This window comes from Frondihabitans cladoniiphilus (genome assembly GCF_039544345.1).
GTDB classification, from domain to species: domain Bacteria; phylum Actinomycetota; class Actinomycetes; order Actinomycetales; family Microbacteriaceae; genus Frondihabitans; species Frondihabitans cladoniiphilus.
Genome location: NZ_BAABLM010000003.1, coordinates 378699 through 404278, shown reverse-complemented (window position 1 = coordinate 404278; position 25580 = coordinate 378699). Strand labels below are relative to the sequence as shown.

Genomic DNA, 25580 nt, shown 5'->3' with positions numbered 1-25580 from the left:
GGGCCCGCCGCGTCCGGGTGGCCCGGGGCCGTGCATCCCCCGCTCGCCATCGGCCCTCCTCGCCGACTCCAGAACACGCTGCTCACTTTCGAAGGTGAGCGGCGTGTTCTGGAGTCACGGCGGGGGTGCCGTGTCGCAGGCCGGGCGGGGCCGGGTGCGACTCCAGAAGGTGCGGCCGTGTCGGAACGTGAGCGGCGTGTTCTGGAGTCGAGCTGAGTGCGGTGCGGTGCGAGTCCAGAAGGTGCGGCCGTGGCGGAACGTGAGCGGCGTGTTCTGGAGTCGAGCGCACCGAGCCCCTACCCGAGCGCCCGGAGGTCAGTGCCGAGCGCGTCAGCGCGTCAGCGCGTCAGCGCGTCAGTGCGCCCGCCGCGCCTGCCAGCGACCGTCGTCGCGTGTGATCGCCAGAGGGAAGTCGAATGCCCCCGACACCAGCTCGCTCGTCAGCACGTCGTCGGCACGGCCCGCCGCCACGATGCCGCCGTCGCGCAGCAGCATGGCGTGCGTGGTCGAGGCCGGCAGGTCTTCGAGGTGGTGCGTGACCGTCACCGAGGCGATCGTGGGATGCGCGATCCTCAGCGCGTCGACGGTCTCGAGCAGGTTCTCGCGCGCGGCCACGTCGAGCCCCGTCGCCGGCTCGTCGAGTAGCAGCAGCGCGGGGGAGGCGATGAGCGCCCGCGCGATCAGGGCCCGTCCGCGCTCGCCCTGGCTGAGGGTGCTCCAGCGTCCGTCCAGCCGCGCCGCCAGTCCGACCGAGCCGGCCAGAGTCGTCGCCTCGGCCACCTCGTCGGACGTCGCTTCCCAGCGGGGCACGGTGTCGCTCGTCCCGGTGAGGCCGGTCAGCACCACCTCGAGCACGGTGTTGTCGCCGAGCATGCGGTGACGGGGATCCACGTGCCCGATGTGGGTGCGGAGGTCCCGGAGATCCACTCGCCCGAGCCGCTTGCCGAGCACCGTGACCGTGCCGGCGGTCGGGTGCCCGAGCGCGCCGCACATCGTCAGCATGGTCGTCTTGCCGGCGCCGTTCGGCCCGATGAGCGCCCAGTGCTCTCCGGCCCGCACCGTCAGGTCGATGTGCGCCAGGAGGTCGCGGCCCTGCCGAGTGACGCGGACGTCGTCGAGCTCGAGCACCGGGGACGTCGTCGCCCCCGACTCCGTGGTCACTGCGCGGAGGGGAGGAAGATCCCGGCCTCGCCGACCTTGCCGACGTAGTCGCCCATGCCGGCGATGGCCTCGCGGAAGGCGCGGAAGCCCGCTTCGCCGTCCCGGGCCGCCCCCGCGTCGGTGAGTGCGGGCACGAGGGCTGCGGCCACGGAGAACGTCACCTTCTCGCTGGCGAGACCGAACAGGAGCACGGCGCGGTCGCTGACGGTCTGGACCAGACGGGCGAGGCTCGTGCTGCCCGAGGCTTCGACGAGGATGTCGAGCGCGGCCGCGAATCCCGCGATCGAACCCTGCTTCAGCGTGCCATCGGCGGCCCGGCCGACTTTGGCGAGCGTCGTCGCGAAGGTCTTCGCCTGGGCATCCGTGAGCAGGGGGATGCCGCGCGCGGCGACCAGGCCCCAGACGCCGAATGCGGTCCGGGTCGTGTCGGCGAACTCGTCGATCGTCGGATTGATGACGCGGGTATACCGGTTGGCTTCGATGTCGACGAGGCCGTAGTCGGCCAGCTTCGCGATGGCTTCGCGGACCGGGGTGCGGGAGACGCCGAGCCAGGTGACGAGTTCGTCGTCGTTGAGGCGTTCGCCGAGTTCGAGGGTGCCGTCGCCGATGGCGGCGAGCATCTTGTCGAAGACGACGTCGCGGAGGAGGCGACGGGGTGCGGGGGTGGCGGCGGGAACGGGAACGGGCATGCGGGATGCGGGCCTTCCGGATCGAGAACGAGAACGAGGACGGGGGTGGGGGGCGGGGTCTGATCAGGCCGAGAACAGATCGAGCCCGCTGACGCGCTCGCTCCAGCGTGTCAGGAACTCGGGGCCGGGCACGACCGCCCAAGCGGCCTGGGGGTCGCGGGACGCGACGGCGTCGCGGAGCTTCTCGGGCACGAGGCGCCCTTCTGCCCACTCGTTCGCCTCCTGCGTGATGCGGGTGATGAGGGCGGCTCGAGCGGTGAGCGTCTCGGACATGCGCTGCAACGCCGGGCTGTCGGTGGCCGTGGTCAACGCGTCGAGAAGGGCCCCGAGACGGATCCCGAAGTCGGCGTCGTGGCGGTCGAATGCGGCCAGCACCTCGTCGGCCTGCGCGACGAAGGCGTCCGCCTGGTCGTCGCTCATCACCTGGATGGCCCGCTCGGCGACGAGGCCGAGGAATTCCGCTGCCGTCAGGAGCGTGTCGGCCGCTTCGGCGAGAGTCGGCTTGATGACTCGCGTGTACCGGTTGGCTTCGATGTCGACCAGGCCGTAGTCGGCGAGCTTGGCCATGGCCTCTCGGACCGGGGTGCGGGAGACGCCGAGCCAGGTGACGAGTTCGTCGTCGTTCAGTCGCTCCCCGAGTTCGAGAGTCCCGTCGCCGATGGCGGCGAGCATCTTGTCGAAGACGACGTCGCGGAGAAGACGGCGCGGAGTCTGGTCTTCTTTCGCTATGCGGGGGACGGGCATGGCTTCCTGCTTTCGGGCCGTACGGGTATTCGGAGAGGAGAGGGTCAGTCGGGGATGCTGCCGGCCGCGTGCACCTGGGCGAGGTGGTGCTCGGTCGCCCGCTGGAACGCCTCGAAGGCGGGGATCACGGCGGCCGGGTCGCGGCTCTCGGCGGCGGCCTTGAGGCCGGTGACGTACTCGATCGTGTCGGCCCACTGGAGCTGGCCGAGGGCCGCGTGCAGCATGAAGACGACGCGCGCGTTCAGCGTGGCCTCGAGCTGCGGCAGCAGGGGGTTGCCGGTGCGCTCGAGCGTGAACGTCGTGATGGCGCTGATGGCGGCGACGGCCTTGGGGTCTTCGGCACGGAGCAGCTTGAGCGCCGCGTCGGCGAGCTTGCCGTACTCCTTGACGTCTTTGTCGGTGAAGCGGGGGAAGGCCCAGCGGGCGCTGAGCTCGTGGAACCCGCCGAGCATCTGGACCGCGTGCTGGTACCGCTCGAAGGTGGGCTGCACGATGCGCGTGTAGCGGTTCGCCTCCATCTCGACCAAGCCGTAGTCGACGAGCTTGGCGATCGCCTCGCGGATGGGCGTGCGCGAGACCCCGAGCCAGGCCACCAGCTCGTCGTCGTTCAGGCGCTCGCCGGCCTGCAGGGTGCCGTCCTGGATGGCCGCGATCATCTTCTCGAAGACGACGTCGCGAAGCAGGCGCCGGGGCGCCGGGTTGTCGGGGCCGGTGGGTACGGGCATGCCTAACCTTCTATGCACAGGAATGTATCGGGTATCTCAGACTTTAGAATACGCTGCGCTTGGTTGTCGAGTCGTCCTGCGAGTTCCGTGTCGAGAGACGCTCGGCCACGGCCTGGCCGACGGGTGTCGTGCCACTCTCGGCGGCACTCCTCAGTCGCGCACGTCGACGACCACGCGTCCGCGCACCTTCCCGTCGAGGATCGGCTGCGCCAGGTCGATCACGTCGGCGAGAGCCACCTCTTCCGTCAGGGAGTCGAGCAGGTCGAGGTCGAGGTCGGTGGCCAGCCGGGCCCAGGCTTCTTCGCGGAGGGGGAGCGGTGCATCCACCGAATTCACGCCGGCGAGGGTCACGCCGCGCAGGATGAAGGGCATGACCGACGTGGGCAGATCGGCTCCCTGGGCGAGGCCGCAGGCCGTCACCGTGCCGCCCCAGTTCGTCTGAGCGAGGACGTTCGCGAGCGTGGCGCTGCCGACCGAGTCGATCGCGCCGGCCCAGCGCGGACGCTGCATCGGCTTGCCGGGCTCGCTCAGCTCGGCGCGGTCGATGACCTGCGCGGCTCCGAGCGAGCGAAGGTAGCCCTCCTGCTCGAGACGGCCGGTGGAGGCCGTGACCTCGTAGCCGAGACGGGAGAGGATGGCGATGGCGACCGAGCCCACACCCCCGGCGGAGCCGGTGACCAGGACGGGCCCCGCATCCACCGGCACGTCGCGTTCGAGGCGCAGCACGCTGAGCATGGCCGTGAAGCCCGCGGTGCCGATGGCCGCGGCTCTCCGGGGCGAGATCTGCTCGGGCAGGGTGACCAGCGAGCGCGGATCGACGAACGCCCGATCCGAGTAGCCGCCCTGACGGGTCTCGCCCGAACCCGCGCCGTTGAGCACGACCGATTCGCCCGACTCGAGGCTGCCGACGATGTCGATCCCGGGGATCAGCGGGCTGACCCGCGCGACGCCCCGGTTGCCGGTCAGCGCCATGCCGTCCTTGTAGTTGACGCTCGACCACTCCACGTCGACGGCGACGTCGGAGGGCGAGCCGTGCATCCTCAGCAGGTCGTCGTCGACCTCCTGCAGGGCGGCGGGGGAATTCTCAGACACGACGACGGCACGGCTCATGCCGACACCGTACGCCCGTCGCCCCGCACGAAAGGCGAAAGGCGAAAGGCCGAGAGCGGGGGATGCCCCAGCCGACGCCCGGCTCAGCCGAACAGGATCGCCGCCTCGTCGTACCGGTTCTGCGGCACGGTCTTGAGCGACGACAGAGCCTCCTCGAACGACACGTGCACGATGTCCGTGCCGCGGAGGGCGACCATGCGCCCCCAGTTGCCCTCGACGACCGAGTCGCTCGCCGCCATGCCGAAGCGGGTGGCGAGGACGCGGTCGTACGAGGTGGGCGTGCCGCCGCGCTGGATGTGGCCGAGGGTGGTGGCCCGGGTCTCGATGCCGGTGAGCTCTTCGATCAGGGGAGCGAGGCGTTCGCCGATGCCGCCGAGGCGGGGGCGGCCGAACGCGTCGAGGCCGCGCTCGGAGTGCGGGTCGTTCTCGTGGTCGAGAACGAAGCCCTCGGCGACGACGACGAGGGGGGCCCGGCCTCGGTCGTAGGCGCCGCGCACCCAGGCGGCGAGCTGCTCGAGGCTCGTGGCCTGCTCGGGGATGAGGATGGCGTGGGCGCCGGCGGCCATGCCCGACTGCAGGGCGATCCAGCCGACGTGGCGGCCCATGACCTCGGCCACCATGCAGCGGCTGTGCGAGTCGCCGGTGGTGCGCAGGCGGTCCATGGCGTCGGTGGCGATCTGCACGGCCGTGTCGAAGCCGAAGGTGTAGTCGGTCGCGCCGAGGTCGTTGTCGACGGTCTTGGGAACCCCGACGATCTTGATGCCCGCGTCGGTCAGTCGCTTCGCCGCGGCCAACGTGCCCTCGCCGCCGATGGCGATCAGGGCGTCGATGCCGCGCCGTTCCATGTTCGAGCGGATGCGGTCGACCCCGCCGTTGCCCTCGAAGGGGTTGGTGCGGCTCGTGCCGAGGATCGTGCCGCCCTGCTTGGCGATGCCCTGGATCTCCTTGCGCGTGAGCGGGACCACGTCGTCCTCGACCACTCCGCGCCACCCGTCGCGGAAGCCGACGAAGTCCTGGCCGTGGATGGTGGAGCCCTTCAGGACGGCTCCGCGGATGACCGCGTTCAGACCGGGGCAGTCCCCGCCACTCGTGAGAAGGCCGATTCGCATGGCAGGTACTCCGTTGCACGTCCGCGGTCGTCGAGGTCGGCTTCTCCGAGCCTCACCGCACGGGTCCATCATGGCCCACCGGCGCTTTAGGATCGAGGGACATGTCGACGCCCTCCGAGAACGATCCCGCCCTCGCGCGGTTCCGTCGGGGCGCCTCGACCCCGGCCGGGCCGGTCGGGCCGCCGCCTCCCCTGCAGGGCGACCGGTCTGCGCCACCGCCCGTCGTCCCGCTGGCATCGCCCGTCGTCCCGCCTGCACCGCCCGTCGTCCTGCCCGCTCCGCCGAGCATCCAGCCGCTCTTCGCCGACGTGCTCGGCTCGGGCGCGGGGCAGCCCTCGGGTGTACCGCTGTACGACGAACCCGACTACGACTGGGCCCCCGACGAGCCCGACCCCGGTCGCACGAGCGGGATCGTGGGCTTCGTGATCGGCATCTTCATCGGCGTCGTGGGGCTCGTCGTGGGCATCCTGTCGGTCCGTTCGTCGCGCCGGGACGGCCGAGTCGGCGGCTGGGGCATCGCGGCCATCGTCGTGTCCCTCGCGAGCATGGCCGTCGTCGCCGGAGTCTCCGTCTCCTACGCTCGCTACGAGATCTCGCTGGCGAACCAGTGCTCGGTCGTCGGGCCCGGCAGCTATCTCACCCAGTCGGGCACGCAGGTCACCTGCCGCTGAGCCGCACGCTCGCGCGGCGCAAGGCGCGGCGACTCGCGAGCGTGCGCTCCGTGGTCAGAGGGAGATCGTGGCGTTGTCGCCGACGTTGGTCGGGTGACCGCCGGTGGCAGCGGCCTTCGCGTACTTGAGCAGGGTGACCGCCTTCGGCTCCGTGCTGGTCCACGACTCCACCGAGTGGGCGTCCACCTCGAGGAGGGCGACGGCCGGGTCGTCACGACCCTGGTCGAACCAGGCCTCGGCTCCGGTGTTCCAGAGTTCGTCGATCTTCGCCGAGTCGGTGGTCAGCGAGGCCGTGCCGGAGATCGACAGCCAGCCCTTCGAGGTCTCGACGCCGACGTTCACCTGCGGCTCGTTCTCGATGTCGTGCACCTTGTGGCTGTCCTTCCGGACGAAGAACCACACGGACCCGTCGAAGTCTCGGTCGACCAGCGCGAGCGGGCGGCTCACGAGGTGGCCCTGCTCGTCGAGGGTGGTCAGCAGGCCGATGCGCGCCTTGTCGAGCACGTCGGCGACGGTCTTGATCTCTTCCGTGGTTGCAGTCATGCCCGGGACGCTACGCCCGCCCCGTGCGCGTCGCACAGGGGAGACGCGGAGGCGCAGTCCTGGCAGACGACCAGGCGCTCGCGGCAGGAGGCGTCGGCGCAGTTCTGCAGGTCGGAGGTCGGGCCCTGGCAGACGACGCAGGTGCCGATCACCGCCGCGTGGTCGCTGAACTCGACGTGCTCGCGCCCGTCGAAGACCGCCAGCGACCCGCTCCAGAGTCCGTCGTCGCCGAAGCGCTCGCCGTAGCGCACGATCCCGCCGTCGAGCTGGTACACCTCGCGGAACCCCCGATCGACCATCAGGGACGACAGGACCTCGCAGCGGACCCCGCCGGTGCAGTAGGTGACGACGGGCTGATCTTTCAGATGGTCGTAGCGGCCGGAGTCGAGCTCGGCCACGAACTCGCGCGTGTTCGACACGGCGGGCACGACCGCCCCGTCGAAGCGTCCGATCCGCGACTCGAACTCGTTGCGGCCGTCGAAGAACGTGACCTCCTTCTCCGCGACCAGGGCGTGCAGCTCGTCGGGCGTCAGGCGGGTGCCGCCGCCCACGACGCCGCTCTCGTCGACGCGCAGCTCGCCGGGGGCGCCGAAGCTCACGATCTCGTCGCGCACCTTGACGCTGAGGCGGGGGAAGTCGTCGCCGTGCCCCTCGCTCCACTTCACGTCCATCCCCCGGAACGGCGAGTACTCGCGCGTCTTGCGCAGGTAGCGCTTCACGTCCGGCAGGTCGCCGCCGACCGTTCCGTTGAGACCGTCACGGGACAGGAGGATGCGCCCCCGCAGCCCGAGGGACTCGCACAGGTCGCGCTGCCACAGCCGGATCGCCTCGGGATCGGCCAGGGGCGTGAAGACATAGAACAGAAGGATCTTCGGGGTGGCCATTTTCGGAATTCTAGGTCGTCGGCGCCTCGGTCGACGACGGAGTGTCGGGATCCCCCACAGGTCGACAGAGTGGTCTAGTGTTTCATATGTAACGTTGTAAATCGGATACACCGATCACGGAGGACCGATGCCCGTACCGATCAGCACCCCGAGCGGCATCCGTCGTCGGCTGCGCAAAGACGAGGTCTTCGACCGCCTCCTCGACGCCATTCTCGACGGCACCCTCCTCCCCGGCGAACGCATCCGCGACGTCGACCTGCAAGAGTGGTTCGGGGTCTCCCGCACTCCGATCCGCCTCGCCATCGACCGCCTCGAAGAGCTGCGCCTCGTCGAGAGCCGTCCCAACCGCTACACCCGGGTGGCGGAGGTGACTCCGAGGCGCATCCCCCAGGCCACCGACGTCATGTGCGCTCTCTGGCGCCTGGCCGTCCAGCTCTCGGTGACCCGGCTCACCGACGACCAGGTCGCCGACAGCAGGGCTCGTCTGGCGAAGGCGTCCGCCATCTGTCGATCACACGAGGGTGCCGACGCGACGGGGCTCGTCGAAGAGATCCGGCACGCCCTGTTCTTCTTCAGCGAGCACTCCGGCAACCGACTTCTCGCCGAGATGGTGGTCAAGCTCGGGGTGTCGCTCCGATTCCAGGCCTCCAAGCAGGGGCTCCTGCTCGACGGTGGCCTCCTGGCGTGCGTCTTCGACGACCTCGCGGCGGCCGTCGCCGATCGCGACGAGGCTCGGGCGGCAGCCGTGTTCTCGCGGATGGAGAACGGCGCCTTCTTCCTCCCTGCAGGCCGGGGTGCACGGTGAACCCCGTGCCGGAGAGCGGGCGCGCCAAGGCGGGGCGCGAACTGCTGAGCGACGGTGTCCGGCGACGGATCCTGACGGCGATCCTCGACGGCACTCTCGCGGCCGGCGAGCGTCTCCACGACGAGGAGCTGATCGTCTGGCTCGGGGTCTCGCGAACGCCGATCCGCACGGCCCTCGAGCGTCTGTCCGAAGTCGGCCTCGTCGAGATGGAGCCGAACCGCTTCACCCGAGTGGCCCTACCGACCCACGCGTGCCTCGCCGACGCCCTGGCCGTCTACGCGACACTCACGGCGACGGCGGCTCGGACGCGCGCTCCCGAGCGGACCGAGAGCGACCTCCTCGAACTCTCCCGTCGCGTCGCCCGTCTGACCCGTCCCGCGTCGACGACCGCCTCCCCACAGGCCCACGGCAGCGGGCCGAACGCCGACAGCAGCGGGCCGAACGCCGGCGGCTGGTGGGGCGACGACGACCTGCGGGCGATCGACTCGGTCGTCGGATTCTTCGCGGAGCGCTCGGGCAACCCGATCCTGGTCTCCGTGCTCCGCGAGGTCGAGATGCGTCTCGTCTTCTTCCTCCGAGCGCTGCCGGTCCCGGTCGAGGCGGGGGCCGTCGCCTCCTTCGCCACGGCTCTGCTCGACGCGGCGAGCGACCGCGACGGAGAATCGGCGGCCCGCGAGATCACCGAGTTCCTCACGCGTCGAATCGTCGTCGTCGGGGGTCCCGCTTAGCCTGGTGGCATGTCCGTGACCGATCGCCTCGCTGCTGCTGCCGCCTCGGTGCCGGTCCCGGTCGTCACGACCATCTACGCCCCGGCCGTGCCGGTGAACGTTCGGCAGACCCTCCGCGTGCTGAGCCGGGGCAGCGGCGACCCGACCTACCGCATCGTCGGCGAGACCGTCTGGCGCGCGGTCCGCACCCCGCACGGTGCCGCGACCCTCCGCCTCGTCCCCGGCGGGTCGCGCGTCGAGGCCACGGCCTGGGGCCCCGGCGCCGAGTGGATCGTCGCGGGCGTCCCCGAGCTCCTCGGGCATGGCGACGACTGGTCCACCCTCGACGTCTCCCGCAACGCGTTCCTCGCCAACGCCCTGCGGCGTCTGCCCGGCCTGCGGCTGACCCGCACCAACCAGGTCGTGCAGATGCTCGTCCCCGCGATCCTCGAGCAGAAGGTCACGAGCACGGAGGCCTGGCGGGCCTGGCGTCAGCTCGTGCGTGCTCACGGCGAGCCGGCTCCCGGGCCGGCGCCCGAGGGGCTCGTCGTGCCGCCCGACGCCGCCACCTGGAAGCGGATCCCGAGCTGGGAGTGGCACCGCGCGGGCGTCGGCCCGCAGCGGTCGGCGACCATCATGCGGGTGTGCGCCGTGGCAGCCGGCCTCGAGCGCACGCTCGAACTCGGCCGGGGCGGAGACGAGATCCAGAGGCGCCTGCGCTCGATCGTCGGCGTCGGGGTCTGGACGGCCGCCGAGACCAGCCAGCGAGCCCACGGCGACGCCGACTCCCCGAGCGTCGGCGACTACCACCTCCCGGCGCTGGTCGGCTGGGCTCTGATCGGCAAGCCGGTCGACGACGACGGCATGCTCGAACTCCTCGAGCCCTGGCGCGGCAATCGCGAGAGGGTCATGCGCCTCATCACGGGCAGCGGCTTCTCGAAGCCCCGGTTCGGGCCGCGGATGACGATCCAAGACCACCGCTTCCATTAGAGGGCGGGAGGCGCATCCCACCGTCTCGCTGCGAAGCGGACGTTCAGTCGGCCGACGCGTCCTCGCGGATCGCGGCCACCACGCGGAGGGCGAACTCGTGCAGCTCGGGGGCGTCCTCGCCGAGCACGTCGACGAAGTACCTCTTGATCGCGGCGTTGTGGCCTCGGCTCGCCTCGAGCATCGCTCGGCGACCCTCGACGCTCAGCTCGACCCAGGTGCCGCGGCCGTCGGAGTCGCAGTCGCTGCGGCGGACGAGACCGCGCTTCTCCATGCGGGTGACCTGGTGGCTGACGCGGCTCTTCTCCCAGCCGATCTGCTCGGCGATGTCGCGGACCCGGAGACGGCGGTCGCTCGATCGCCCGAGGCCGGCGAGGATCTCGTATTCGGGCGCGGAGACGCCGCTGTCGCTCTGCAGACGGACCTCGAGAGCCCGGTCGAGGCGCCGGCGCATCGCGTAGAAGGCATCCCAGACGACCCAGTCGTCTTCCGTGAGCTGCTCGGCCATTCGCCCAGTGTACGGAGGGTCGCGCGGCTTATCCTCGATGCATGTCCGACGTGCGCCCCGCTGATCTCGCCCAGGAGACCGTCGAGACCGTGAAGCGGTGGTTGGCGGCTTCCGCCGACACCCGCGTCGACCCCGCCGCCCAGCGTCTGGCCGGTGTTCTGCGCGATCCCGAGGGGCTCGACTTCACCCTCGGCTTCGTCGACCGGGTGGTCCGCCCCGAAGACCTGCACGTCGCCGCACGCAGCCTCGAAGAGCTGAGCCACGACGTTCCCAAGTTCCTGCCCTGGTACCTCCGCGCCGCCGTCACGACCGGTGGCGGACTCGCCTCGGGGGCCCCGGCCGCGATCGTCCCGCTGGCCCGACGCGCCCTCCGGCACATGGTCGAGCACCTCATCGTCGACGCCACCCCGAAGAAGCTCGGCGCGAGCCTGGCCAAGCTGCGCGAGGGCGGCGCCCGGCTCAACATCAACCTGCTCGGCGAGGCCGTGCTGGGCGAGGCCGAGTCCGACCGTCGTCTCGAACTGACGCGCGAGCTGCTCGCTCGCGACGACGTCGACTACGTGTCGGTCAAGGCCAGCGCCGTCGCCAGCCAGATCGCGCTCTGGGCGTTCGAGGAGACGAGCGACCGCCTCGTCGAGCGACTGCTGCCGCTGTACCGCCTGGCGAAGTCCGCCACGTCGACGAAGTTCATCAACCTCGACATGGAGGAGTACCACGATCTCGACCTGACGATCGACGTCTTCACGCGCATCCTCGATCGCCCCGAGTTCCTGACCCTCGAGGCCGGGATCGTGCTGCAGGCCTACCTGCCCGACGCCTTCGGCGCACTGCAGCTGCTCAGCGAGTGGTCGCGCGCGCGAGTCAACCGCGGTGGCGCGCCGATCAAGATCCGCATCGTCAAGGGCGCCAACCTCGCGATGGAACGGGTGGATGCCACGGTCCACGGCTGGCCGCTGGCGACCTGGTCGTCGAAGGTCGAGACCGACACCAACTACAAGCGCATGGTCCGCTTCGCGCTCACGCCCGACAACATCGCCGTCGTCAAGATCGGCGTCGCGGGGCACAACCTCTTCGACATCGCCTACGCCTGGAACCTGGCCAAGAAGTACAAGATCACGACGCGGGTCGACTTCGAGATGCTGCTCGGAATGGCGACGGCACAGGCCCGAGCGGTGAGCAAGGAGGTCGGCGGGCTGCTCCTCTACACGCCGGTCGTGCATCCCCGGGAGTTCGATTCGGCCATCAGCTATCTGGTGCGGCGCCTCGAAGAGAATGCGAGCCCGGAGAACTTCCTGTCGGGCGCCTTCGACCTCGGCACCGACCCGGTCGTCTTCGAGCGCGAGCGCGACCGCTTCCTGGCCAGTCTCGAAGCGCTCGAGTCCGCCGACGCGTCCGGGCTGGACACCCCGCGGCCCCGTCGCACGCAGGACCGCTCGCGAGGGTTCGACCTCGACACCTCGTTCGAGTTCCGGAACGCCCCCGACACCGACCCGTCGCTCGAGGCGAACCGGGCCTGGGCGCGGCAGGTCCTCCGACGCACCGCCACCTCGCGGCTCGGAGTCGACACGATCGACGAGGCCTGGGTCGACGACCGCGGCCGCCTGGAGGAGATCGTGGCAGGCGTCACCGCGGCCGGCGTCACGTGGGGGCGCGAGGACGGCGCCACCCGGGCCGAGCTCCTCGACCTCGTCGGGCAGGCGCTCGCCGCGAACCGCGCCGACCTGATCGAGGTCATGGCCAGCGAGACCGGCAAGACCCTGGCCGAAGGCGACCCGGAGGTCAGCGAGGCCATCGACTTCGCCCACTACTACGCCGAGCAGGCGCGGGCCCTCGACCACGTCGAGGGGGCCGTGCTCGAGTCGCCCCGGCTGACGGTCGTCGCCCCGCCGTGGAACTTCCCGGTCTCGATCCCCGTCGGCGGAATCCTCGGCGCGCTGGCCGTGGGCAGCGGCGTGATCCTCAAACCGGCGCCGCAGGCCCACCGATCCGCGGCCGTCGTCGCCGAGATCCTGTGGAAGGCCGGGGTTCCCCGCTCCCTGCTGGCCCTCGTCGACCTCGACGAAGAGGCGCTCGGGCGCGACCTCATCGCGCATCCCGCCGTCGACCGGGTCGTCCTCACCGGCTCCTACGACACCGCCGCCCTGTTCCGCTCCTGGCGCACCGATCTCCCGCTCAACGCCGAGACCAGCGGCAAGAACGCGATCGTCGTCACGCCCTCCGCCGACCTCGACCTCGCGGTCGCCGACATCGTCGCCAGCGCGTTCGGGCACGCCGGTCAGAAGTGCTCGGCCGCGAGCCTCGTGATCGTCGTCGGCTCGGTCGGGCGCAGCGAGCGGTTCCGGCGCCAACTGATCGACGCGACCTCGAGCATCCGGGTCGGGTATCCCGACGTGGCGACCACCCGCATGGGCCCGCTGATCGACCCACCGACCGGCAAACTGGAGCGCGGCCTCCGCTCGCTGGGTGACGGCGAGAGCTGGTGGCTCAAGCCGGCCCCGCTCGACGAGACCGATGTGCTGTGGTCGCCGGGCATCCGCGACGGCGTGAGGCCGGGCAGCGAGTTCCACCTGACCGAGTACTTCGGGCCGGTGCTCGGCGTCATGCACGCCGAGACGCTCGAGCAGGCGATCGAGTGGCAGAACGCAGTCGACTACGGTCTGACCGCCGGGCTGCATGCGCTCGACGTCCGCGAGGTCTCGCAGTGGCTGGGCTCCGTCCAGGCGGGCAACCTCTACGTCAACCGGACCACGACAGGGGCCGTCGTCCGTCGGCAGCCCTTCGGCGGCTGGAAGCGGTCCACGGTCGGCACCGGCACCAAGGCCGGCGGCCCGAACTACGTCGCGTCGCTCGGCGAGTGGAAGCGCCCGGTGCGCGAGCCCGTGGCGTCGCTCAAGCTCGACGGCGTGGCCGAGTCGACCGTCCGCATCATCGAGGCCACGCGGTCCGTCCTCTCCTTCGCCGAGTTCGACTTCGTCCGGGCCTCCGGCGTGAGCGACCAGCGCGCCTGGGAACAGCTCTTCTCCTCCTCGACCGACGTCTCCGACCTCGGCGTCGAGCGCAACGTGTTCCGCTATCTGCCGCATCCCGTGTTCATCCGGCTGGCGACGAGCGGCAGCATGGCCGACCTCGTGCGCGTCGTCTGCGCGGCCTCTCGAGCCGGAGCGCCGATCGCCATCAGCACCGCCGTTCCCCTGCCGGCCGCTCTCCTCGAACTGGTCCGGGCATCGGGCAGCCCCGTGCGGGTCGACGACATCACCGTCGAGAACGAGGGGCTCTGGCTGGCCCGTGCCGCAGCCGGAGTGCTGCAGGGCGAGATCACGCCGACGCCGGTCGACGACCTCGCGCTCATCGAACGGGCCACGCTCGACAGCGGCCTGATCCAGCTCGGCCTCGACAACACCGTCGCTCTCGACAGGCAGGCGCTGCTCGCCGCCGACCCGCTGACCCGGCTCGACGGGCCCGGGCCGTCCGTCTACCGGGGCCTGCGCATCCGCCTGCTCAGCGATGCCGGCACCGGTTCACGGGCCGCCGTCGCGCTGGCCGAGGCCGTCGGGGGCAGCCCGGACGTCGCGATCCACGCTGGCCAGGTCACCGAGTCGGGGTACCTCGAACTGCTGCCGTTCCTCCACGAGCAGTCGGTGTCGATGACGGCGCACCGCTTCGGCAACCGCGTGGCGGAGTTGAGCGCGCTGCGGGTGTAGCTGCTGCTGCTCCCGTGGCTGCGGGTGCGGGTGCGGGTGCGGGTGCGGGTGTCGAGGTTGTGCGCGCCGCCGCGCAACGTAGGACGGACGCCGCAACCCGCCGCGGCGCGTCTCGTAGTCCGCGCGACGTATGGCCCGCCATGCTCCGACCCCGAGAGACGGGGGATGCGCGACCCCGACCCCTACGCCGGCTGCCGGCTGGCGGTCGGGTGCTCCGCTCGACTCCAGAACACGCCGCTCAGCTCTGAACGTGAGCGGCGTGTTCTGGAGTCGCCCACCCCGAGGCCCGCGGTCGACTCCAGAAGCGACCCGTTCCGCCGAACATGAGCGGCGTGTTCTGGAGTCGCCGCGACGCCGCCGCCGCCGCCCCGAGAACCCGCCCCCGAAACCCCGCCCCCGAGAAACCCGAGAGACGGGGGATGCGCGGCCCCGACCCCTACGCCGGCTGCCGGTTGATCAGCTTCGACAGGACGATCGCACTGCGGGTGTGGTCCACGTTCGGAGCGTTGCGCACCCGCTCCAGGGCACCCTCGAGCGACGGGATGTCGCGCGACCGCATGTGCACGATCGCGTCGGCGCTGCCCGTCACGGTGCCGGCGTCGACGACCTCGGGCACGGTCGACAGGATGCGCTGCAGTTCGGCCGGCGAGACGGTGCCGCGGCAGAACAGCTCGACGTACGCCTCCGTGGCCAGGCCGTCGACGGCGGGATCCACCTGCACCGTGAACCCGCGGATCACTCCGTCGCCGACCATCCGGTCGACGCGCCGCTTGACGGCCGAGGCGCTGAGCCCCACCACGGCGCCGATGTCGCCGTAGCCCGCCCGAGCGTTCTGGCGGAGGAGGTCGATGATGCTGAAGTCCAGATTGTCCACTCGCCGACTTTATGGCATCGAGACCGTTTTGACATATCTTTGCGCTGAAGCAATTCCTGTGCAGGAAAAGTGCGCATCAAGCCGTCGAGATGCGCGGATTCCGTGTCAGGCTTGGTCGTGTGAGCATCGCAACCGACCCCTCGACCACGCCCGCGCCGACTCGTCAGGCCTCCCACCGCACGATCCTGATGTGCAAGCCCGACTTCTTCACGGTGAGCTACCGCATCAACCCGTGGATGAATCCGGAGAATCCCACCGACACCTCCGTCGCCGTCCAGCAGTGGCAGACCCTCTACGACACCTATGTGGGTCTCGGCTTCGACGTGCACCTGATCGACCCCATCGCCGGACTGCCCGACATGGTGTACTCCGCCAACGGCGGCTTCGTCCTCGACGGCAAGGCCTACGGCGCCAACTTCACCTACCCCGAGCGCCAGCCCGAGGGCCCGGCGTACATGGACTGGTTCGCCGCCAACGGCTACGACGTGTCCGTGCCCGTCGAGGTCAACGAGGGCGAGGGGGACTTCCTCCTCGTCGGCGACGTGATCCTCGCCGGCACGGGCTTCCGCACCGACACCACGTCGCACGCCGAGCTTTCGTCGATCTTCGGCCGCGAGGTGATCACGCTGAACCTGATCAACCCGAGCTTCTACCACCTCGACACCGCGATCGCCGTGCTCGACCCGGAGACCACCGACGGCAGCAACAACATCGCCTACCTCGAGAGCGCCTTCGACGAGCCGTCGCTGGCGATCCTGCGTCAGCGCTACCCGGATGCCATCCTCGTCAGCGAAGAGGACGCAGCCATCCTCGGCCTCAACTCCTATTCGGACGGCTACAACGTCGTCATAGCCGCCAAGGCGAAGGGCTTCGAGGCGCAGCTGCGCGAGCGCGGCTACAACCCCATCGGCGTCGACCTCTCCGAGCTGCTGCTCGGCGGCGGCGGCGTCAAGTGCTGCACCCTCGAGCTGCGGCGCTGACGATGGCGCTCTCGACCCACGACGCCACCGACGCGGCCATCGCGGTCGAAGACGAGGCGCTCGCGCACAACTACCACCCGCTGCCCGTCGTCGTGGCGACCGCGGACGGCGCCTGGGTGACCGACGTCGAGGGCACCCGCTACCTGGACTGCCTGGCGGCGTACTCGGCCGTCAACTTCGGGCACGGGCATCCCCGTCTCGTCCAGGCGGCTCGCGACCAGCTCGACCGCGTCACCCTCACCAGCCGGGCGTTCCACAACGACGTCCTGGGGCCGTTCGCGCGCGAGCTCGCCGGCCTGCTCGGCAAAGAGATGGTGCTGCCGATGAACACCGGGGCCGAGGCGGTCGAGTCGGCGATCAAGGTCGCCCGCGCCTGGGGCTACCGGGTGAAGGGCGTGCCGAGCGACCGAGCCAAGATCGTCGTGATGGACGGCAACTTCCACGGTCGTACGACGACGATCATCAGCTTCTCGAACGACCCCGAGGCTCGAGCCGACTTCGGTCCGTACACGCCCGGCTTCGTCTCGGTGCCCTACGGCGACGAGGAGGCACTCGCTGCGGCCATCGACGACGACACCGTCGCCGTGCTGCTCGAGCCCATCCAGGGCGAGGCCGGCGTCGTCGTGCCGCCCGCGTCCTACCTCCCGTTCGTGCGGCGGCTGACCCTCGACCGGAACGTCCTGATGATCGCGGACGAGATCCAGTCCGGTCTCGGCCGCACCGGCGCCACGGTCAGTTGCGACCTCGTCGGCGTCGTGCCCGACCTCTACCTGCTCGGCAAGGCGCTCGGCGGCGGCATCGTGCCGGTCAGCGCGGTCGTCGGCGACCGTGCGGTGCTGGGCGTCCTGCGCCCGGGTGAACACGGCTCCACGTTCGGGGGGAATCCGCTCGCCGCCGCAGTCGGGCTCGAGGTCGTGAGGATGCTCGCGACCGGCGACTTCCAGAAACGCGCCTCGCTGCTCGGGGCTCGCCTCCGCCTGGCTCTCGACGACCTGCAGGCTTCGGGCGCCGGCATCGTGGCCGTCCGAGGCGCCGGCCTCTGGATGGGGATCGACATCGACCCCGCCATCGGCACCGGCCGCGAGGTCTGCGAGGCGCTGATGCGCCGAGGGGTGCTCGCGAAGGACACCCACGGCTCCACCATCCGGCTCGCACCGCCGATCGTGATCACCGAGGCCGAACTCGACGCCCTGGTCGAGCAATTGCGGGCGTCTCTCGTCGAGCTGTCGTCGGGGGCGCTCGAGGTCTGAGCTCCTCGCGTATTAGGTGTTATATGCCTCATGCCTGTAGCATTGGAGGTGCACGCAGGGTGCACTCCTGGCGTGAGGGTTCGCCGGGCGGCGGGTGGTCGAGTACGGTCGGCCACCCGCTTCTGCGTTCGCGCTGCGGCCCGTGCATCCCGCCGTGCTTGTCGAATTCGAGAGCGGTCCGACCAGGGGGCACGAGCGAGAGCGGGGGATGCATCCCGCCGGCTCCTCAGGGCGCCCGGGTGTCGCTCGCCCGAACGACGAAGGGCCCGCCGACTCGGCGGGCCCTTCGGGGGAAGCGTGTAAGGGTGGCTGGACGCGGCATCGATCCGCGGACCTTTCGATTTTCAGTCGAACGCTCTACCAACTGAGCTACCCAGCCATGGCGACCCTGACCGGACTTGAACCGGCGACCTCCGCCGTGACAGGGCGGCGCGCTAACCAACTGCGCTACAGGGCCAAACTTTGTTGCTGTAAAACCTTCGTGACCCAGAATCTGCACCACAAACGCTTGTGACCCCAACGGGATTCGAACCCGTGCTGCCGCCGTGAAAGGGCGGTGTCCTAGGCCACTAAACGATGGGGCCGTGAGAGCTTTGAGGGCGTCACAGCAACCGAGGGATAAGCATACGGACCCAGGACGTGAAAATCAAAATCGGGCCGTTCGCGCCTCTGGCCGGGCGTCCTGTTCTCCCCAGTTGGGGTGACACGAGAGTTCTTCACAAGGTCGCCACTCCGAGCTCATGCACCGGAGGAATCCCCGGTAGAAGTTAGTTTCAACCTGTTCTTGAGACTTTCAACCGAGGGTCTCCGACCGGAACCATCGCCTCAGCCCAGTGTCCACGACCCTTGGGCTGGTCGAGGTGCGTTGCTACTGTTGCTCGTGTTAACAGTGTGACCAGCCATCCGGTCATGCCGTGACGACGATTCGGGATTCGATGACCTTCTTCCTCCGCACCGACCGGACTGCGCCCGCCACGGCGATCGCCTCCGGTGTCTCGCGACGCTCGGAGCGTTCGCCGCGCCCGGCGCGGGTCTCGGCACGTCGCCGGGTCGGGCTCTCCCTCCTCGTCGCAGGCGCCGTCGCGGCAAGCAGCGTCCTGGTCGGGGCTCCCGCTGCCCAGGCCGATCCCACGTACCCGAGCTGGTCCGACGTGCAGAACGCCGTCGCGAACGAGAACGCGAAGGCTGCCGAGGTCTCGAACATCCAGACCCTGATCACGCAGCTGCAGGCCGACGTCACTGCAAAGCAGCAGGAGGCGGACGCCCGCGGCGACGACCTCCAGAAGGCGCAGACCGCCTACGACACGCAGCAGGCCGTCATGGCGAAGCTCCAGGCTCAGGCCGACGACGCCGACAAGGTGGCGAACGCCAGCGAGAACCGGGCGGGCCTCCTCGCCGCGCAGTTGAGCCGGTCGGGCACGTCCACGATCAGCACCGACCTCCTCGCCGACCCGGGCAAGGCCAGCAACCTCCTTTACAAGCTCGGAGCGGCGCAGAAGCTGACCCAGCAGGCGAACGGCATCTACGCCGAGGCCGTTCAGAAGCGCGGGGTCGCCCAGTCGCTCACCGACCAGGCCAAGGTCGCGGCCAGGGCTCTGGCCGATCTCGCCGCCAAGGCGCAGGCGGCCCTCGTCGCAGCCGAGCAGGCCACGACGGCAGCCCAGGCCGCCGTCGACGCGCAGAGCGCCAACGCCGATCGCCTCAACGCGCAGCTGGTCTCCCTGCAGACGCAGACGGTGCTCACCGAGCAGCAGTGGAACGACGGCGTCGTGGCCCGAGCCGCCGCGGCTGCCGCAGCGGCCGCCGCCGCCCAGGCCGCCGCCGCCGCGCAGGCTCGCGCCACCGGCGCCACGGGCGTGGCCAACGCGCAGGGATGGACCCGTCCGGCGGGCGGCTCCATCACCAGCGGGTTCGGTCAGCGCATCGACCCGTACACGCACATCGCGGCGCTGCACGCCGGTACCGACCTCGGCGCCTCCTGCGGCTCGAACATCTACGCGGCGCACTCCGGCACCGTCATCTACGCGGGCCCCTACGGCGGCTACGGCAACTTCGTGCTGCTCGACAACGGCGACAACATCAACACCGGGTACGGCCACATCGTCAACGGCGGAATCCACGTCTCCGTCGGCCAGACCGTCTCGGCCGGCCAGGTCATCGCTCAGGTCGGCTCGACCGGATGGTCGACCGGGTGCCACCTCCACTTCGAGACGCGCGTCGGCGGCGTCGCGCAGAACGCCGTCCCCTTCATGGCCGCCCGAGGAGTGACTCTGTAGTGACGAACCGCACACCCGAAACGATCCTCCTGTGACGCCCCGGCGTCGCACCCTGGGTGTGCTCCTCGTCCTCGCCGTCGCCGCCGGCGTGACCACCGGCACGGTGGCCACCGCCGCTCCCGCGCAGGCGGCCTCCTTCCCCTCGTGGGCCGACGTGCAGGCGGCCAAGTCGTCCGAGGCTGCGACCCAGAAGACGGTCGACCAGCTCAACGCGTCGATCACCGGGCTTCAAGACCAGGCGACGAAGACCGGCACGGCCGCGCTGATCGCCGGTGAGAAGTACTCCGAGGCGGTCACGGCCGAGCAGGCGGCGAAGGCCTCCGTCGACGAGCTGGCCGACGCCACGACCGCCGCGAACCTGAAGGCCAGGCAGTCGCAGCAGGAGGTCGGCCAGCTCGTCGCCCAACTGTCGCGGACGGGCGGCGGCGACCTCACCGTCTCGATGCTCTCCGGCTCGAAGAAGGCCGACGACCTGCTCTACCAGCTCGGCGCGATGAGCCACCTCACCGGCCGGACCACGAGTCTCCTCCGCCAGGCGCGCCAGGACGCGAACGCGGTCTCGTCGCTGCACGATCAGGCGGCCGCGGCGCAGGGCGCGCTCACCCAGAAGACGCAGGCGGCGTCCGCAGCGCTCAAGCAGGCGAACACCCTCGCTTCCGCTTCCGAGAACGCCGTCGCCGCCCAGCAGGCGAACGCCACGCAGCTCTACTCCCAGATCGCCTATCTGAAGGGCACCTCGGCCGACGTCGAGGCCCAGTACTACGCCGGTGTGGCTGCAGCGAAAGACGCCGCGAAGGCTCCGACCGTCAGCACGGCGGGCGGGCGCACCACTCCCGTCGCGGGGGCGGGATCGACGGGCGGCACGGCGAGCAGCGGCGGCGCCGCGACGCCCACCACGTCGTCCGCCCCGGCCCCGGCACCCACGAAGACGACCACCCCGGTCGCCCCGCCGGTGGTCGCCCCGCCCGTCACGAAGCCTCCGGTCACGACGCCGCCCGTCACGACCCCGCCGGTCGTCACGCCGCCCGCGTCGTCGGCTGCGGTGAACACCGCGATCGCGTACGCCAAGGCCCAGGTCGGCAAGCCCTACTCGCTCGGGGCGGCGGGGCCGTCCGCCTACGACTGCTCCGGGCTGATGATGGCGTCGTACTCGGCGGCCGGCGTGGCCATCGGCTCGCACGACGTCCGGGCTCAGTACAACTACCTGAACGCTCGCGGCAAGATCGTCTCGCTGTCCTCGATCAAGGCCGGCGACATCCTCTTCTACTACGATTCCGCGGCCAACAGCATGTACCACGACGCCATGTACCTCGGCGGCGGCCTGATGGTCGAGGCGCCGAAGCCGGGCGTGAACGTCCGAATCACGGCGATCCGCTACACGCAGCTCTACGCGGCGGGGCGACCGGTCGGCTGATCGGCTGAACGCGAGGTCGTGCATCCCGCGCTCTCGCGGCTCCGGACCCGCGAGGCCCGACGCACGGCCCCGGACGCACGAAGGCGGGCACCCGAAGGTGCCCGCCTGCGTGACGAGGTGACGGAGAGGCCTAGTGGCCCTCCTCCTCCAGCTTGGTGAAGCCGGCCTGGACGATGGCCTCGGCCTCGGCCGCGTCACCCCAGCCCTCGGCCTTGACCCACTTGTTGGGCTCGAGGTCTTTGTAGCGCTCGAAGAAGTGCGCGATCTCGGACTTGGTCTGCTCCGAGACGTCGCCGATGTCTTGGATGTGGGCCCAACGAGGGTCTTTCGCGGGGACGACGAGCACCTTGGCGTCGGAGCCGGCCTCGTCTTCCATCTTGAAGACGCCGACGGGGCGGACCGAGACGCCGACGCCCGGGAACACCGGGTACTCGAGCAGCACGAGCGCATCGACGGGGTCGCCGTCGAGGCCGAGCGTGTTCTCGAAGTAGCCGTAGTCGGTGGGGTAGACGAACGAGGTGAAGAGCACGCGGTCGAGGTAGACGCGCCCCGTCTCGTGGTCGACCTCGTACTTGTTGCGGCTCCCCTTGGGGATCTCGACGACGACGTCGTACGCAGTCATAGGTGTGCTCCTTGGTGTGTGGCGCGGATGGGTGCGCTCGTCTGGCGCACAGCTCGATTAACGTTAGCAAGATGCCGCACCGCCCCCGACTCCCTCCGTCCATCGCCGACATCCGGCGCGCGGTCCGCACCGCCCTCGACGACCTCGAAGCGGGGGATGCCCGTCCCGGCTCGACCGCGGACGTCCTGGTCGCTCTCAGCGGCGGCCCCGACTCGCTCGCCCTCGCCGCGGCGCTGGCGTTCGAGGCTCCCCGCGCCGGCGGCGGTCTCCGCGCGGGCGCCGTGATCGTCGACCACGCCCTCCAGCCCGGCTCGGACGAGGTCGCGGCCCGCACCGCCGCGGTCGCGACCGAGCTCGGGCTGGCGCCCGTGCTGGTGCGACGCGTGGAGGTCGGCACGGACGGCGGCCCGGAGGCGGCGGCCCGCGAGGCCCGGTACGCGGCCCTGGGTGCGGCGGCCGACGAGACGGGAGCGCGAGCGGTGCTTCTCGGCCACACCGCCGACGACCAGGCGGAGACCGTGCTGCTGGGGCTCGCCCGAGGGAGCGGACCGACGAGCCTCAAGGGGATGGATGCCCGGAGCGGGGTCTACCGAAGGCCCCTGCTGGGCATCCGCCGCTCCACGACCCACGCCTTCTGCGCCGACGCCGGGCTGACCCCGTGGGCCGACCCGCAGAACTCCGACCCCGCGTTCGCCCGGGTGCGGGTCCGCGAGACCGTGCTGCCGATGCTCGAGCGGGAGCTCGGGCCCGGGATCGTCGAGGCCCTGGTCCGGACCGCCGACCAACTCCGGGAGGACGACGCGGCGCTCGATCTTTTTGCCGACGAGCAGGCCGAGGAGCTCGCCGACCACGCCGAAGCCGGCATCTCGCTCGACGTCGGAGGGCTCGCGGCGAACCCTGCGGCACTGCGTCAGCGCCTCATCCGCTTGGCGGTCGAGAGCGAGTTCGCCGTCACCCTCACGCGCTCGCAGACGCTCGAGGTCGCGCGGCTCGTGACCGACTGGCACGGGCAGGGGGCCGTGTCGCTGCCGGGCATTACAGTGGTCAGGCGCGCCGGGGTCATCCACTTCGAAGCCACCCCCACTCACTGATCCCGCCACCCCCGAGGAGCCACCAGTCATGGAAACCAGCGACATCGAGGGCGACCTCAGTTCCGTTCTCTACACGGAAGACGAGATCCTCGCGAAGATCGCGTCCGTGGCCCGCCAGGTCGAGATCGACTACGCCGGGAAGGATCCCCTGCTGGTCGGAGTGCTGAAGGGCGCCGTCATGGTGATGGCCGACTTCGCCCGCGAGCTGCGGATCCCCGCGACGATGGACTGGATGGCGGTCTCGTCGTACGGGTCGGGCACGAAGACCTCGGGCGTGGTGCGCATCCTCAAAGACCTGGACGCCGACCTCCACGGTCGCGACGTCATCATCGTCGAGGACATCATCGACTCCGGTCTCACGCTCTCCTGGCTGCTCGACAACTTGAAGGGCCGCGGGGCCTCCTCCGTCGAGATCTTCGCCCTGCTGCGTAAACCCGAGGCCGCGACGGTCCACGTCGACGTCAAGTACGCCGGTTTCGAGATCCCCAACGAGTTCGTCGTCGGCTACGGTCTCGACTTCGACGAGCGGTACCGGAACCTCCGCGCGATCGGCATCCTCGCTCCGCACGTCTACGCGTAGGCCGAGGCCCGGAGGGGCGGCGGAGACGGGCCGGGGCGGCTCATAGGTCGCGTCGGTTCGGCCCACGGCGAACACCCACCGGACTGCTAGGCAGGGCGAGGTAACCTACCCATCACGTTCTTCCTGCAGAAAGGTATCGGGCTACTCCCGGATCTCTATGGACTTCAAGCGCATCCTCCGCGGCCCGATCCTCTACGTGATCATCGCGCTCATCGCCATCGCCGTGGGCTGGAGCCTCATCTCGTCCGGTGGCACCCAGACCGTCACCACCGAGAACGGCCTCAAGGCGCTCTCCAGCGACAAGGTCGCCTCGGCCACCATCTACTCGAACGAGCAGCGGGTCGACCTCGTGCTCAAGTCGGGCACGACCGAGCAGTTCTCCTACGCGACCGACCGCGGCCCCGACATCGTCAAGGCCGTCAGCGACGCGAACCTCACCAAGGGCTACGACGACAAGGTCACCCAGTCGAACTGGTTCTTGTCGCTCCTCGGCGTCCTCGTGCCCTTCATCATCATCGGCGCCCTGTTCTGGTTCCTGCTGTCGAGCATGCAGGGCGGCGGCAGCAAGGTCATGCAGTTCGGCAAGTCCCGCGCGAAGCTGAACAACAAGGAGACCCCGCAGGTCTCGTTCACCGACGTGGCCGGCGCCGACGAGGCGATCGAAGAGCTCGAAGAGATCAAGGACTTCCTGAAAGAGCCCGCGAAGTTCCAGGCCGTCGGCGCCCGGATCCCGAAGGGCGTCCTGCTCTACGGCCCTCCCGGCACCGGTAAGACCCTTCTCGCCCGCGCTGTCGCCGGCGAGGCCGGAGTCCCGTTCTTCTCGATCTCCGGTTCGGATTTCGTCGAGATGTTCGTCGGCGTCGGTGCGAGCCGCGTCCGCGACCTGTTCGAGCAGGCCAAGCAGAACTCCCCGGCCATCATCTTCATCGACGAGATCGACGCCGTCGGCCGCCACCGCGGTGCCGGCATCGGCGGCGGTAACGACGAGCGCGAGCAGACCCTCAACCAGCTCCTGGTCGAGATGGACGGCTTCGACGTCAAGACCAACGTCATCCTCATCGCCGCGACGAACCGTCCCGACGTCCTCGACCCCGCTCTTCTCCGCCCGGGTCGCTTCGACCGCCAGATCGGCGTCGACGCTCCCGGCCTCCAGGGTCGCAAGCAGATCCTCGAGGTCCACGGCAAGGGCAAACCGCTCTCCGCCAGCGTCAACCTCGAGGTCCTGGCCCGCAAGACGCCCGGCTTCACCGGTGCCGACCTGGCCAACGTCCTCAACGAGGCCGCGCTGCTGACCGCTCGCTCCAACGCGCAGCTGATCGACAACCGCGCCCTCGACGAGGCGGTCGACCGCGTCATGGCCGGCCCGCAGCGCCGCAGCCGCGTGATGAAGGACAGCGAGAAGCTCATCACCGCGTACCACGAGGGCGGTCACGCTCTGGCCGCGGCGGCGATGCGTCACACCGACCCGGTCACGAAGATCACGATCCTTCCCCGCGGTCGCGCCCTCGGTTACACGATGGTGCTCCCGCTCGAAGACAAGTACTCCGTCACCCGCAACGAGCTGCTCGACCAGCTGACCTATGCCATGGGCGGCCGCGTCGCGGAGGAGATCGTCTTCCACGATCCGACCACCGGTGCCTCGAACGACATCGAGAAGGCCACCTCCACGGCCCGCAAGATGGTCACCGAGTACGGCATGAGCACCAAGGTCGGCTCGGTCAAGCTCGGCCAGTCGGGCGAGGCCTTCATGGGCCGCGACTCCGGCCAGCGCGACTACTCGGAGACGATCGCCGAGACCGTCGACGCCGAGACGCGTCTGCTGCTCGAGCAGGCTCACGACGAGGCGTGGCAGGTCATCAACGACAACCGCGACATCCTCGACCACCTCGCGACGCTCCTCCTCGAGAAGGAGACGCTCGACCACGACGAGCTCGCCGAGATCTTCAAGGACGTCAAGAAGCTCCCCGAGCGCCCCGAGTGGCTCTCGAGCTCGAAGCGTCCGTCGTCCGACCTCCCGGCCGTGAAGATCCCGAGCCGCATCCCGGTCGACGCCGGGTCCGTCGACGGAGGCGTCGACTCCGAGCCCAGCGCCAAGCTGCCGATCCGGAAGCGCCCGCCGCGCACCACCCCCGGCATCGCTCCCGCCTAG

The 25580-nt window shown here is 70.3% G+C and carries 23 protein-coding genes and 3 tRNA genes; 12 read left to right on the top strand and 14 right to left on the bottom strand.

The annotated features are described in order from the left end of the window. Nucleotides 1-354 precede the first annotated feature (354 nt). The 6 genes from ABEA39_RS10065 to ABEA39_RS10040 all read right to left on the bottom strand — a co-directional run bounded on the left by ABEA39_RS10065 (nt 355) and on the right by ABEA39_RS10040 (nt 5538). A complete protein-coding gene (locus ABEA39_RS10065) occupies nt 355-1161 on the bottom strand; it encodes an ABC transporter ATP-binding protein (RefSeq protein ID WP_345375717.1) in 807 nt (268 codons plus the stop codon). After that, nucleotides 1158-1850, bottom strand: coding sequence for a GntR family transcriptional regulator (locus ABEA39_RS10060; RefSeq protein ID WP_345375716.1), 693 nt, complete (start codon nt 1848-1850; stop codon nt 1158-1160). The genes ABEA39_RS10065 and ABEA39_RS10060 overlap by 4 nt, the downstream gene beginning before the upstream one ends. Before the next feature lie 63 nt (nt 1851-1913). Continuing rightward, nucleotides 1914-2594, bottom strand: a complete 681-nt coding sequence (locus ABEA39_RS10055) for a GntR family transcriptional regulator (protein WP_345375715.1) — start codon at nt 2592-2594, stop codon at nt 1914-1916. Nucleotides 2595-2638: 44 nt separating this feature from the next. Beyond that, a complete protein-coding gene (locus tag ABEA39_RS10050) occupies nt 2639-3319 on the bottom strand; it encodes a GntR family transcriptional regulator (RefSeq protein WP_345375714.1) in 681 nt (226 codons plus the stop codon). A gap of 150 nt (nt 3320-3469) precedes the next feature. After that, a complete protein-coding gene (locus ABEA39_RS10045; RefSeq protein WP_345375713.1) occupies nt 3470-4429 on the bottom strand; it encodes an MDR family oxidoreductase in 960 nt (319 codons plus the stop codon). An 83-nt stretch (nt 4430-4512) separates the two neighbouring features. Further along, a complete protein-coding gene (locus tag ABEA39_RS10040; protein ID WP_345375712.1) occupies nt 4513-5538 on the bottom strand; it encodes a 6-phosphofructokinase in 1026 nt (341 codons plus the stop codon). Nucleotides 5539-5639: 101 nt separating this feature from the next. On the opposite strand from ABEA39_RS10040, the gene ABEA39_RS10035 reads away from it, so the two are divergent. Continuing rightward, nucleotides 5640-6209, top strand: coding sequence for a DUF4190 domain-containing protein (locus tag ABEA39_RS10035; RefSeq protein WP_345375711.1), 570 nt, complete (start codon nt 5640-5642; stop codon nt 6207-6209). Nucleotides 6210-6263: 54 nt separating this feature from the next. Here the strand turns inward: ABEA39_RS10035 and ABEA39_RS10030 are convergent, their stop codons facing one another. Then, nucleotides 6264-6752 (bottom strand): pyridoxamine 5'-phosphate oxidase family protein, encoded by a 489-nt coding sequence (locus ABEA39_RS10030; RefSeq protein ID WP_345375710.1) that lies wholly within the window; start codon nt 6750-6752, stop codon nt 6264-6266. After that, nucleotides 6749-7636 carry an oxygen-dependent tRNA uridine(34) hydroxylase TrhO gene (gene trhO, locus ABEA39_RS10025; RefSeq protein WP_345375709.1) on the bottom strand — a complete coding sequence of 296 codons (888 nt, stop codon included), beginning with the start codon at nt 7634-7636 and terminating at the stop codon, nt 6749-6751. Before trhO ends, ABEA39_RS10030 begins: the two co-directional genes overlap by 4 nt. Nucleotides 7637-7763: 127 nt before the next feature. Between trhO and ABEA39_RS10020 the strand changes: the two genes are divergently transcribed. From ABEA39_RS10020 to ABEA39_RS10010, 3 genes are read left to right on the top strand one after another with little or no spacing between them, the layout of a single operon-like run. Then, nucleotides 7764-8441 carry a GntR family transcriptional regulator gene (locus ABEA39_RS10020; protein WP_345375708.1) on the top strand — a complete coding sequence of 226 codons (678 nt, stop codon included), beginning with the start codon at nt 7764-7766 and terminating at the stop codon, nt 8439-8441. A gap of 5 nt (nt 8442-8446) precedes the next feature. Then, nucleotides 8447-9169: a GntR family transcriptional regulator gene (locus ABEA39_RS10015; protein WP_345375707.1), complete on the top strand. Its 723-nt coding sequence runs from the start codon at nt 8447-8449 to the stop codon at nt 9167-9169. 9 nt (nt 9170-9178) lie between these two features. Then, entirely contained in the window at nt 9179-10138 is a 960-nt protein-coding gene (locus tag ABEA39_RS10010) for a DNA-3-methyladenine glycosylase family protein (RefSeq protein WP_345375706.1), read from the top strand. A gap of 43 nt (nt 10139-10181) precedes the next feature. On the opposite strand, the gene ABEA39_RS10005 is transcribed toward ABEA39_RS10010, so the two are convergent. Then, complete coding sequence (locus ABEA39_RS10005; RefSeq protein ID WP_345375705.1) at nt 10182-10643, bottom strand: MarR family winged helix-turn-helix transcriptional regulator; 462 nt, start codon at nt 10641-10643, stop codon at nt 10182-10184. A gap of 41 nt (nt 10644-10684) precedes the next feature. Here ABEA39_RS10005 and ABEA39_RS10000 point away from each other — a divergent pair, with 41 nt between their 5' ends. Further along, nucleotides 10685-14344 (top strand): bifunctional proline dehydrogenase/L-glutamate gamma-semialdehyde dehydrogenase, encoded by a 3660-nt coding sequence (locus ABEA39_RS10000; protein ID WP_345375704.1) that lies wholly within the window; start codon nt 10685-10687, stop codon nt 14342-14344. 436 nt (nt 14345-14780) lie between these two features. Here ABEA39_RS10000 and ABEA39_RS09995 read toward each other — a convergent pair whose 3' ends face one another. Continuing rightward, complete coding sequence (locus ABEA39_RS09995; protein ID WP_055964454.1) at nt 14781-15218, bottom strand: Lrp/AsnC family transcriptional regulator; 438 nt, start codon at nt 15216-15218, stop codon at nt 14781-14783. Nucleotides 15219-15343: 125 nt separating this feature from the next. Here ABEA39_RS09995 and ddaH point away from each other — a divergent pair, with 125 nt between their 5' ends. Beyond that, nucleotides 15344-16198 (top strand): dimethylargininase, encoded by an 855-nt coding sequence (gene ddaH, locus ABEA39_RS09990; RefSeq protein WP_345375916.1) that lies wholly within the window; start codon nt 15344-15346, stop codon nt 16196-16198. 2 nt (nt 16199-16200) lie between these two features. Beyond that, entirely contained in the window at nt 16201-17448 is a 1248-nt protein-coding gene (gene rocD, locus ABEA39_RS09985; protein WP_345375703.1) for an ornithine--oxo-acid transaminase, read from the top strand. Nucleotides 17449-17754: 306 nt separating this feature from the next. On the opposite strand, the gene ABEA39_RS09980 is transcribed toward rocD, so the two are convergent. The 3 genes from ABEA39_RS09980 to ABEA39_RS09970 form a co-directional block, all read right to left on the bottom strand. Further along, nucleotides 17755-17827: transfer RNA gene (locus ABEA39_RS09980), tRNA-Phe, on the bottom strand. A gap of 1 nt (nt 17828) precedes the next feature. Then, nucleotides 17829-17905, bottom strand: a tRNA-Asp gene (locus tag ABEA39_RS09975). A 54-nt stretch (nt 17906-17959) separates the two neighbouring features. Continuing rightward, a tRNA-Glu gene (locus tag ABEA39_RS09970) sits at nt 17960-18032 on the bottom strand. Nucleotides 18033-18362: 330 nt separating this feature from the next. On the opposite strand from ABEA39_RS09970, the gene ABEA39_RS09965 reads away from it, so the two are divergent. Both ABEA39_RS09965 and ABEA39_RS09960 read left to right on the top strand, forming a co-directional pair. Then, nucleotides 18363-19724, top strand: coding sequence for a peptidoglycan DD-metalloendopeptidase family protein (locus tag ABEA39_RS09965; protein WP_345375702.1), 1362 nt, complete (start codon nt 18363-18365; stop codon nt 19722-19724). Between the two features lie 31 nt (nt 19725-19755). Then, the gene (locus tag ABEA39_RS09960; RefSeq protein ID WP_345375701.1) at nt 19756-21138 is read left to right on the top strand and encodes a C40 family peptidase; all 1383 of its coding nucleotides are present in this window, start codon (nt 19756-19758) and stop codon (nt 21136-21138) included. Between the two features lie 130 nt (nt 21139-21268). On the opposite strand, the gene ABEA39_RS09955 is transcribed toward ABEA39_RS09960, so the two are convergent. Continuing rightward, complete coding sequence (locus tag ABEA39_RS09955; protein ID WP_345375700.1) at nt 21269-21760, bottom strand: inorganic diphosphatase; 492 nt, start codon at nt 21758-21760, stop codon at nt 21269-21271. Between the two features lie 71 nt (nt 21761-21831). Between ABEA39_RS09955 and tilS the strand changes: the two genes are divergently transcribed. From tilS to ftsH, 3 genes are all read left to right on the top strand, one after another. Next, on the top strand, nt 21832-22851 hold the full coding sequence (gene tilS, locus ABEA39_RS09950; RefSeq protein ID WP_345375699.1) for a tRNA lysidine(34) synthetase TilS: 1020 nt from the start codon (nt 21832-21834) through the stop codon (nt 22849-22851). 28 nt (nt 22852-22879) lie between these two features. Further along, on the top strand, nt 22880-23431 hold the full coding sequence (gene hpt / locus ABEA39_RS09945) for a hypoxanthine phosphoribosyltransferase (protein WP_345375698.1): 552 nt from the start codon (nt 22880-22882) through the stop codon (nt 23429-23431). A gap of 157 nt (nt 23432-23588) precedes the next feature. Further along, nucleotides 23589-25580: an ATP-dependent zinc metalloprotease FtsH gene (ftsH, locus tag ABEA39_RS09940; protein ID WP_345375696.1), complete on the top strand. Its 1992-nt coding sequence runs from the start codon at nt 23589-23591 to the stop codon at nt 25578-25580.

Coding starts and splice junctions, on each gene's coding strand:
- ABEA39_RS10045 (WP_345375713.1), bottom strand. CDS start 4,429: ATGAGCCGTGCCGTCGTCGTGTCTGAGAATTCCCCCGCCGCCCTGCAG.
- ABEA39_RS10005 (WP_345375705.1), bottom strand. CDS start 10,643: ATGGCCGAGCAGCTCACGGAAGACGACTGGGTCGTCTGGGATGCCTTC.
- ABEA39_RS10040 (WP_345375712.1), bottom strand. CDS start 5,538: ATGCGAATCGGCCTTCTCACGAGTGGCGGGGACTGCCCCGGTCTGAAC.
- ABEA39_RS10060 (WP_345375716.1), bottom strand. CDS start 1,850: ATGCCCGTTCCCGTTCCCGCCGCCACCCCCGCACCCCGTCGCCTCCTC.
- hpt (WP_345375698.1), top strand. CDS start 22,880: ATGGAAACCAGCGACATCGAGGGCGACCTCAGTTCCGTTCTCTACACG.
- ABEA39_RS10020 (WP_345375708.1), top strand. CDS start 7,764: ATGCCCGTACCGATCAGCACCCCGAGCGGCATCCGTCGTCGGCTGCGC.
- ABEA39_RS10035 (WP_345375711.1), top strand. CDS start 5,640: ATGTCGACGCCCTCCGAGAACGATCCCGCCCTCGCGCGGTTCCGTCGG.
- ABEA39_RS10055 (WP_345375715.1), bottom strand. CDS start 2,594: ATGCCCGTCCCCCGCATAGCGAAAGAAGACCAGACTCCGCGCCGTCTT.
- rocD (WP_345375703.1), top strand. CDS start 16,201: ATGGCGCTCTCGACCCACGACGCCACCGACGCGGCCATCGCGGTCGAA.
- ABEA39_RS10010 (WP_345375706.1), top strand. CDS start 9,179: ATGTCCGTGACCGATCGCCTCGCTGCTGCTGCCGCCTCGGTGCCGGTC.
- ABEA39_RS10030 (WP_345375710.1), bottom strand. CDS start 6,752: ATGACTGCAACCACGGAAGAGATCAAGACCGTCGCCGACGTGCTCGAC.
- ABEA39_RS10050 (WP_345375714.1), bottom strand. CDS start 3,319: ATGCCCGTACCCACCGGCCCCGACAACCCGGCGCCCCGGCGCCTGCTT.
- ABEA39_RS09955 (WP_345375700.1), bottom strand. CDS start 21,760: ATGACTGCGTACGACGTCGTCGTCGAGATCCCCAAGGGGAGCCGCAAC.
- ftsH (WP_345375696.1), top strand. CDS start 23,589: ATGGACTTCAAGCGCATCCTCCGCGGCCCGATCCTCTACGTGATCATC.
- ABEA39_RS10000 (WP_345375704.1), top strand. CDS start 10,685: ATGTCCGACGTGCGCCCCGCTGATCTCGCCCAGGAGACCGTCGAGACC.
- trhO (WP_345375709.1), bottom strand. CDS start 7,636: ATGGCCACCCCGAAGATCCTTCTGTTCTATGTCTTCACGCCCCTGGCC.
- tilS (WP_345375699.1), top strand. CDS start 21,832: ATGCCGCACCGCCCCCGACTCCCTCCGTCCATCGCCGACATCCGGCGC.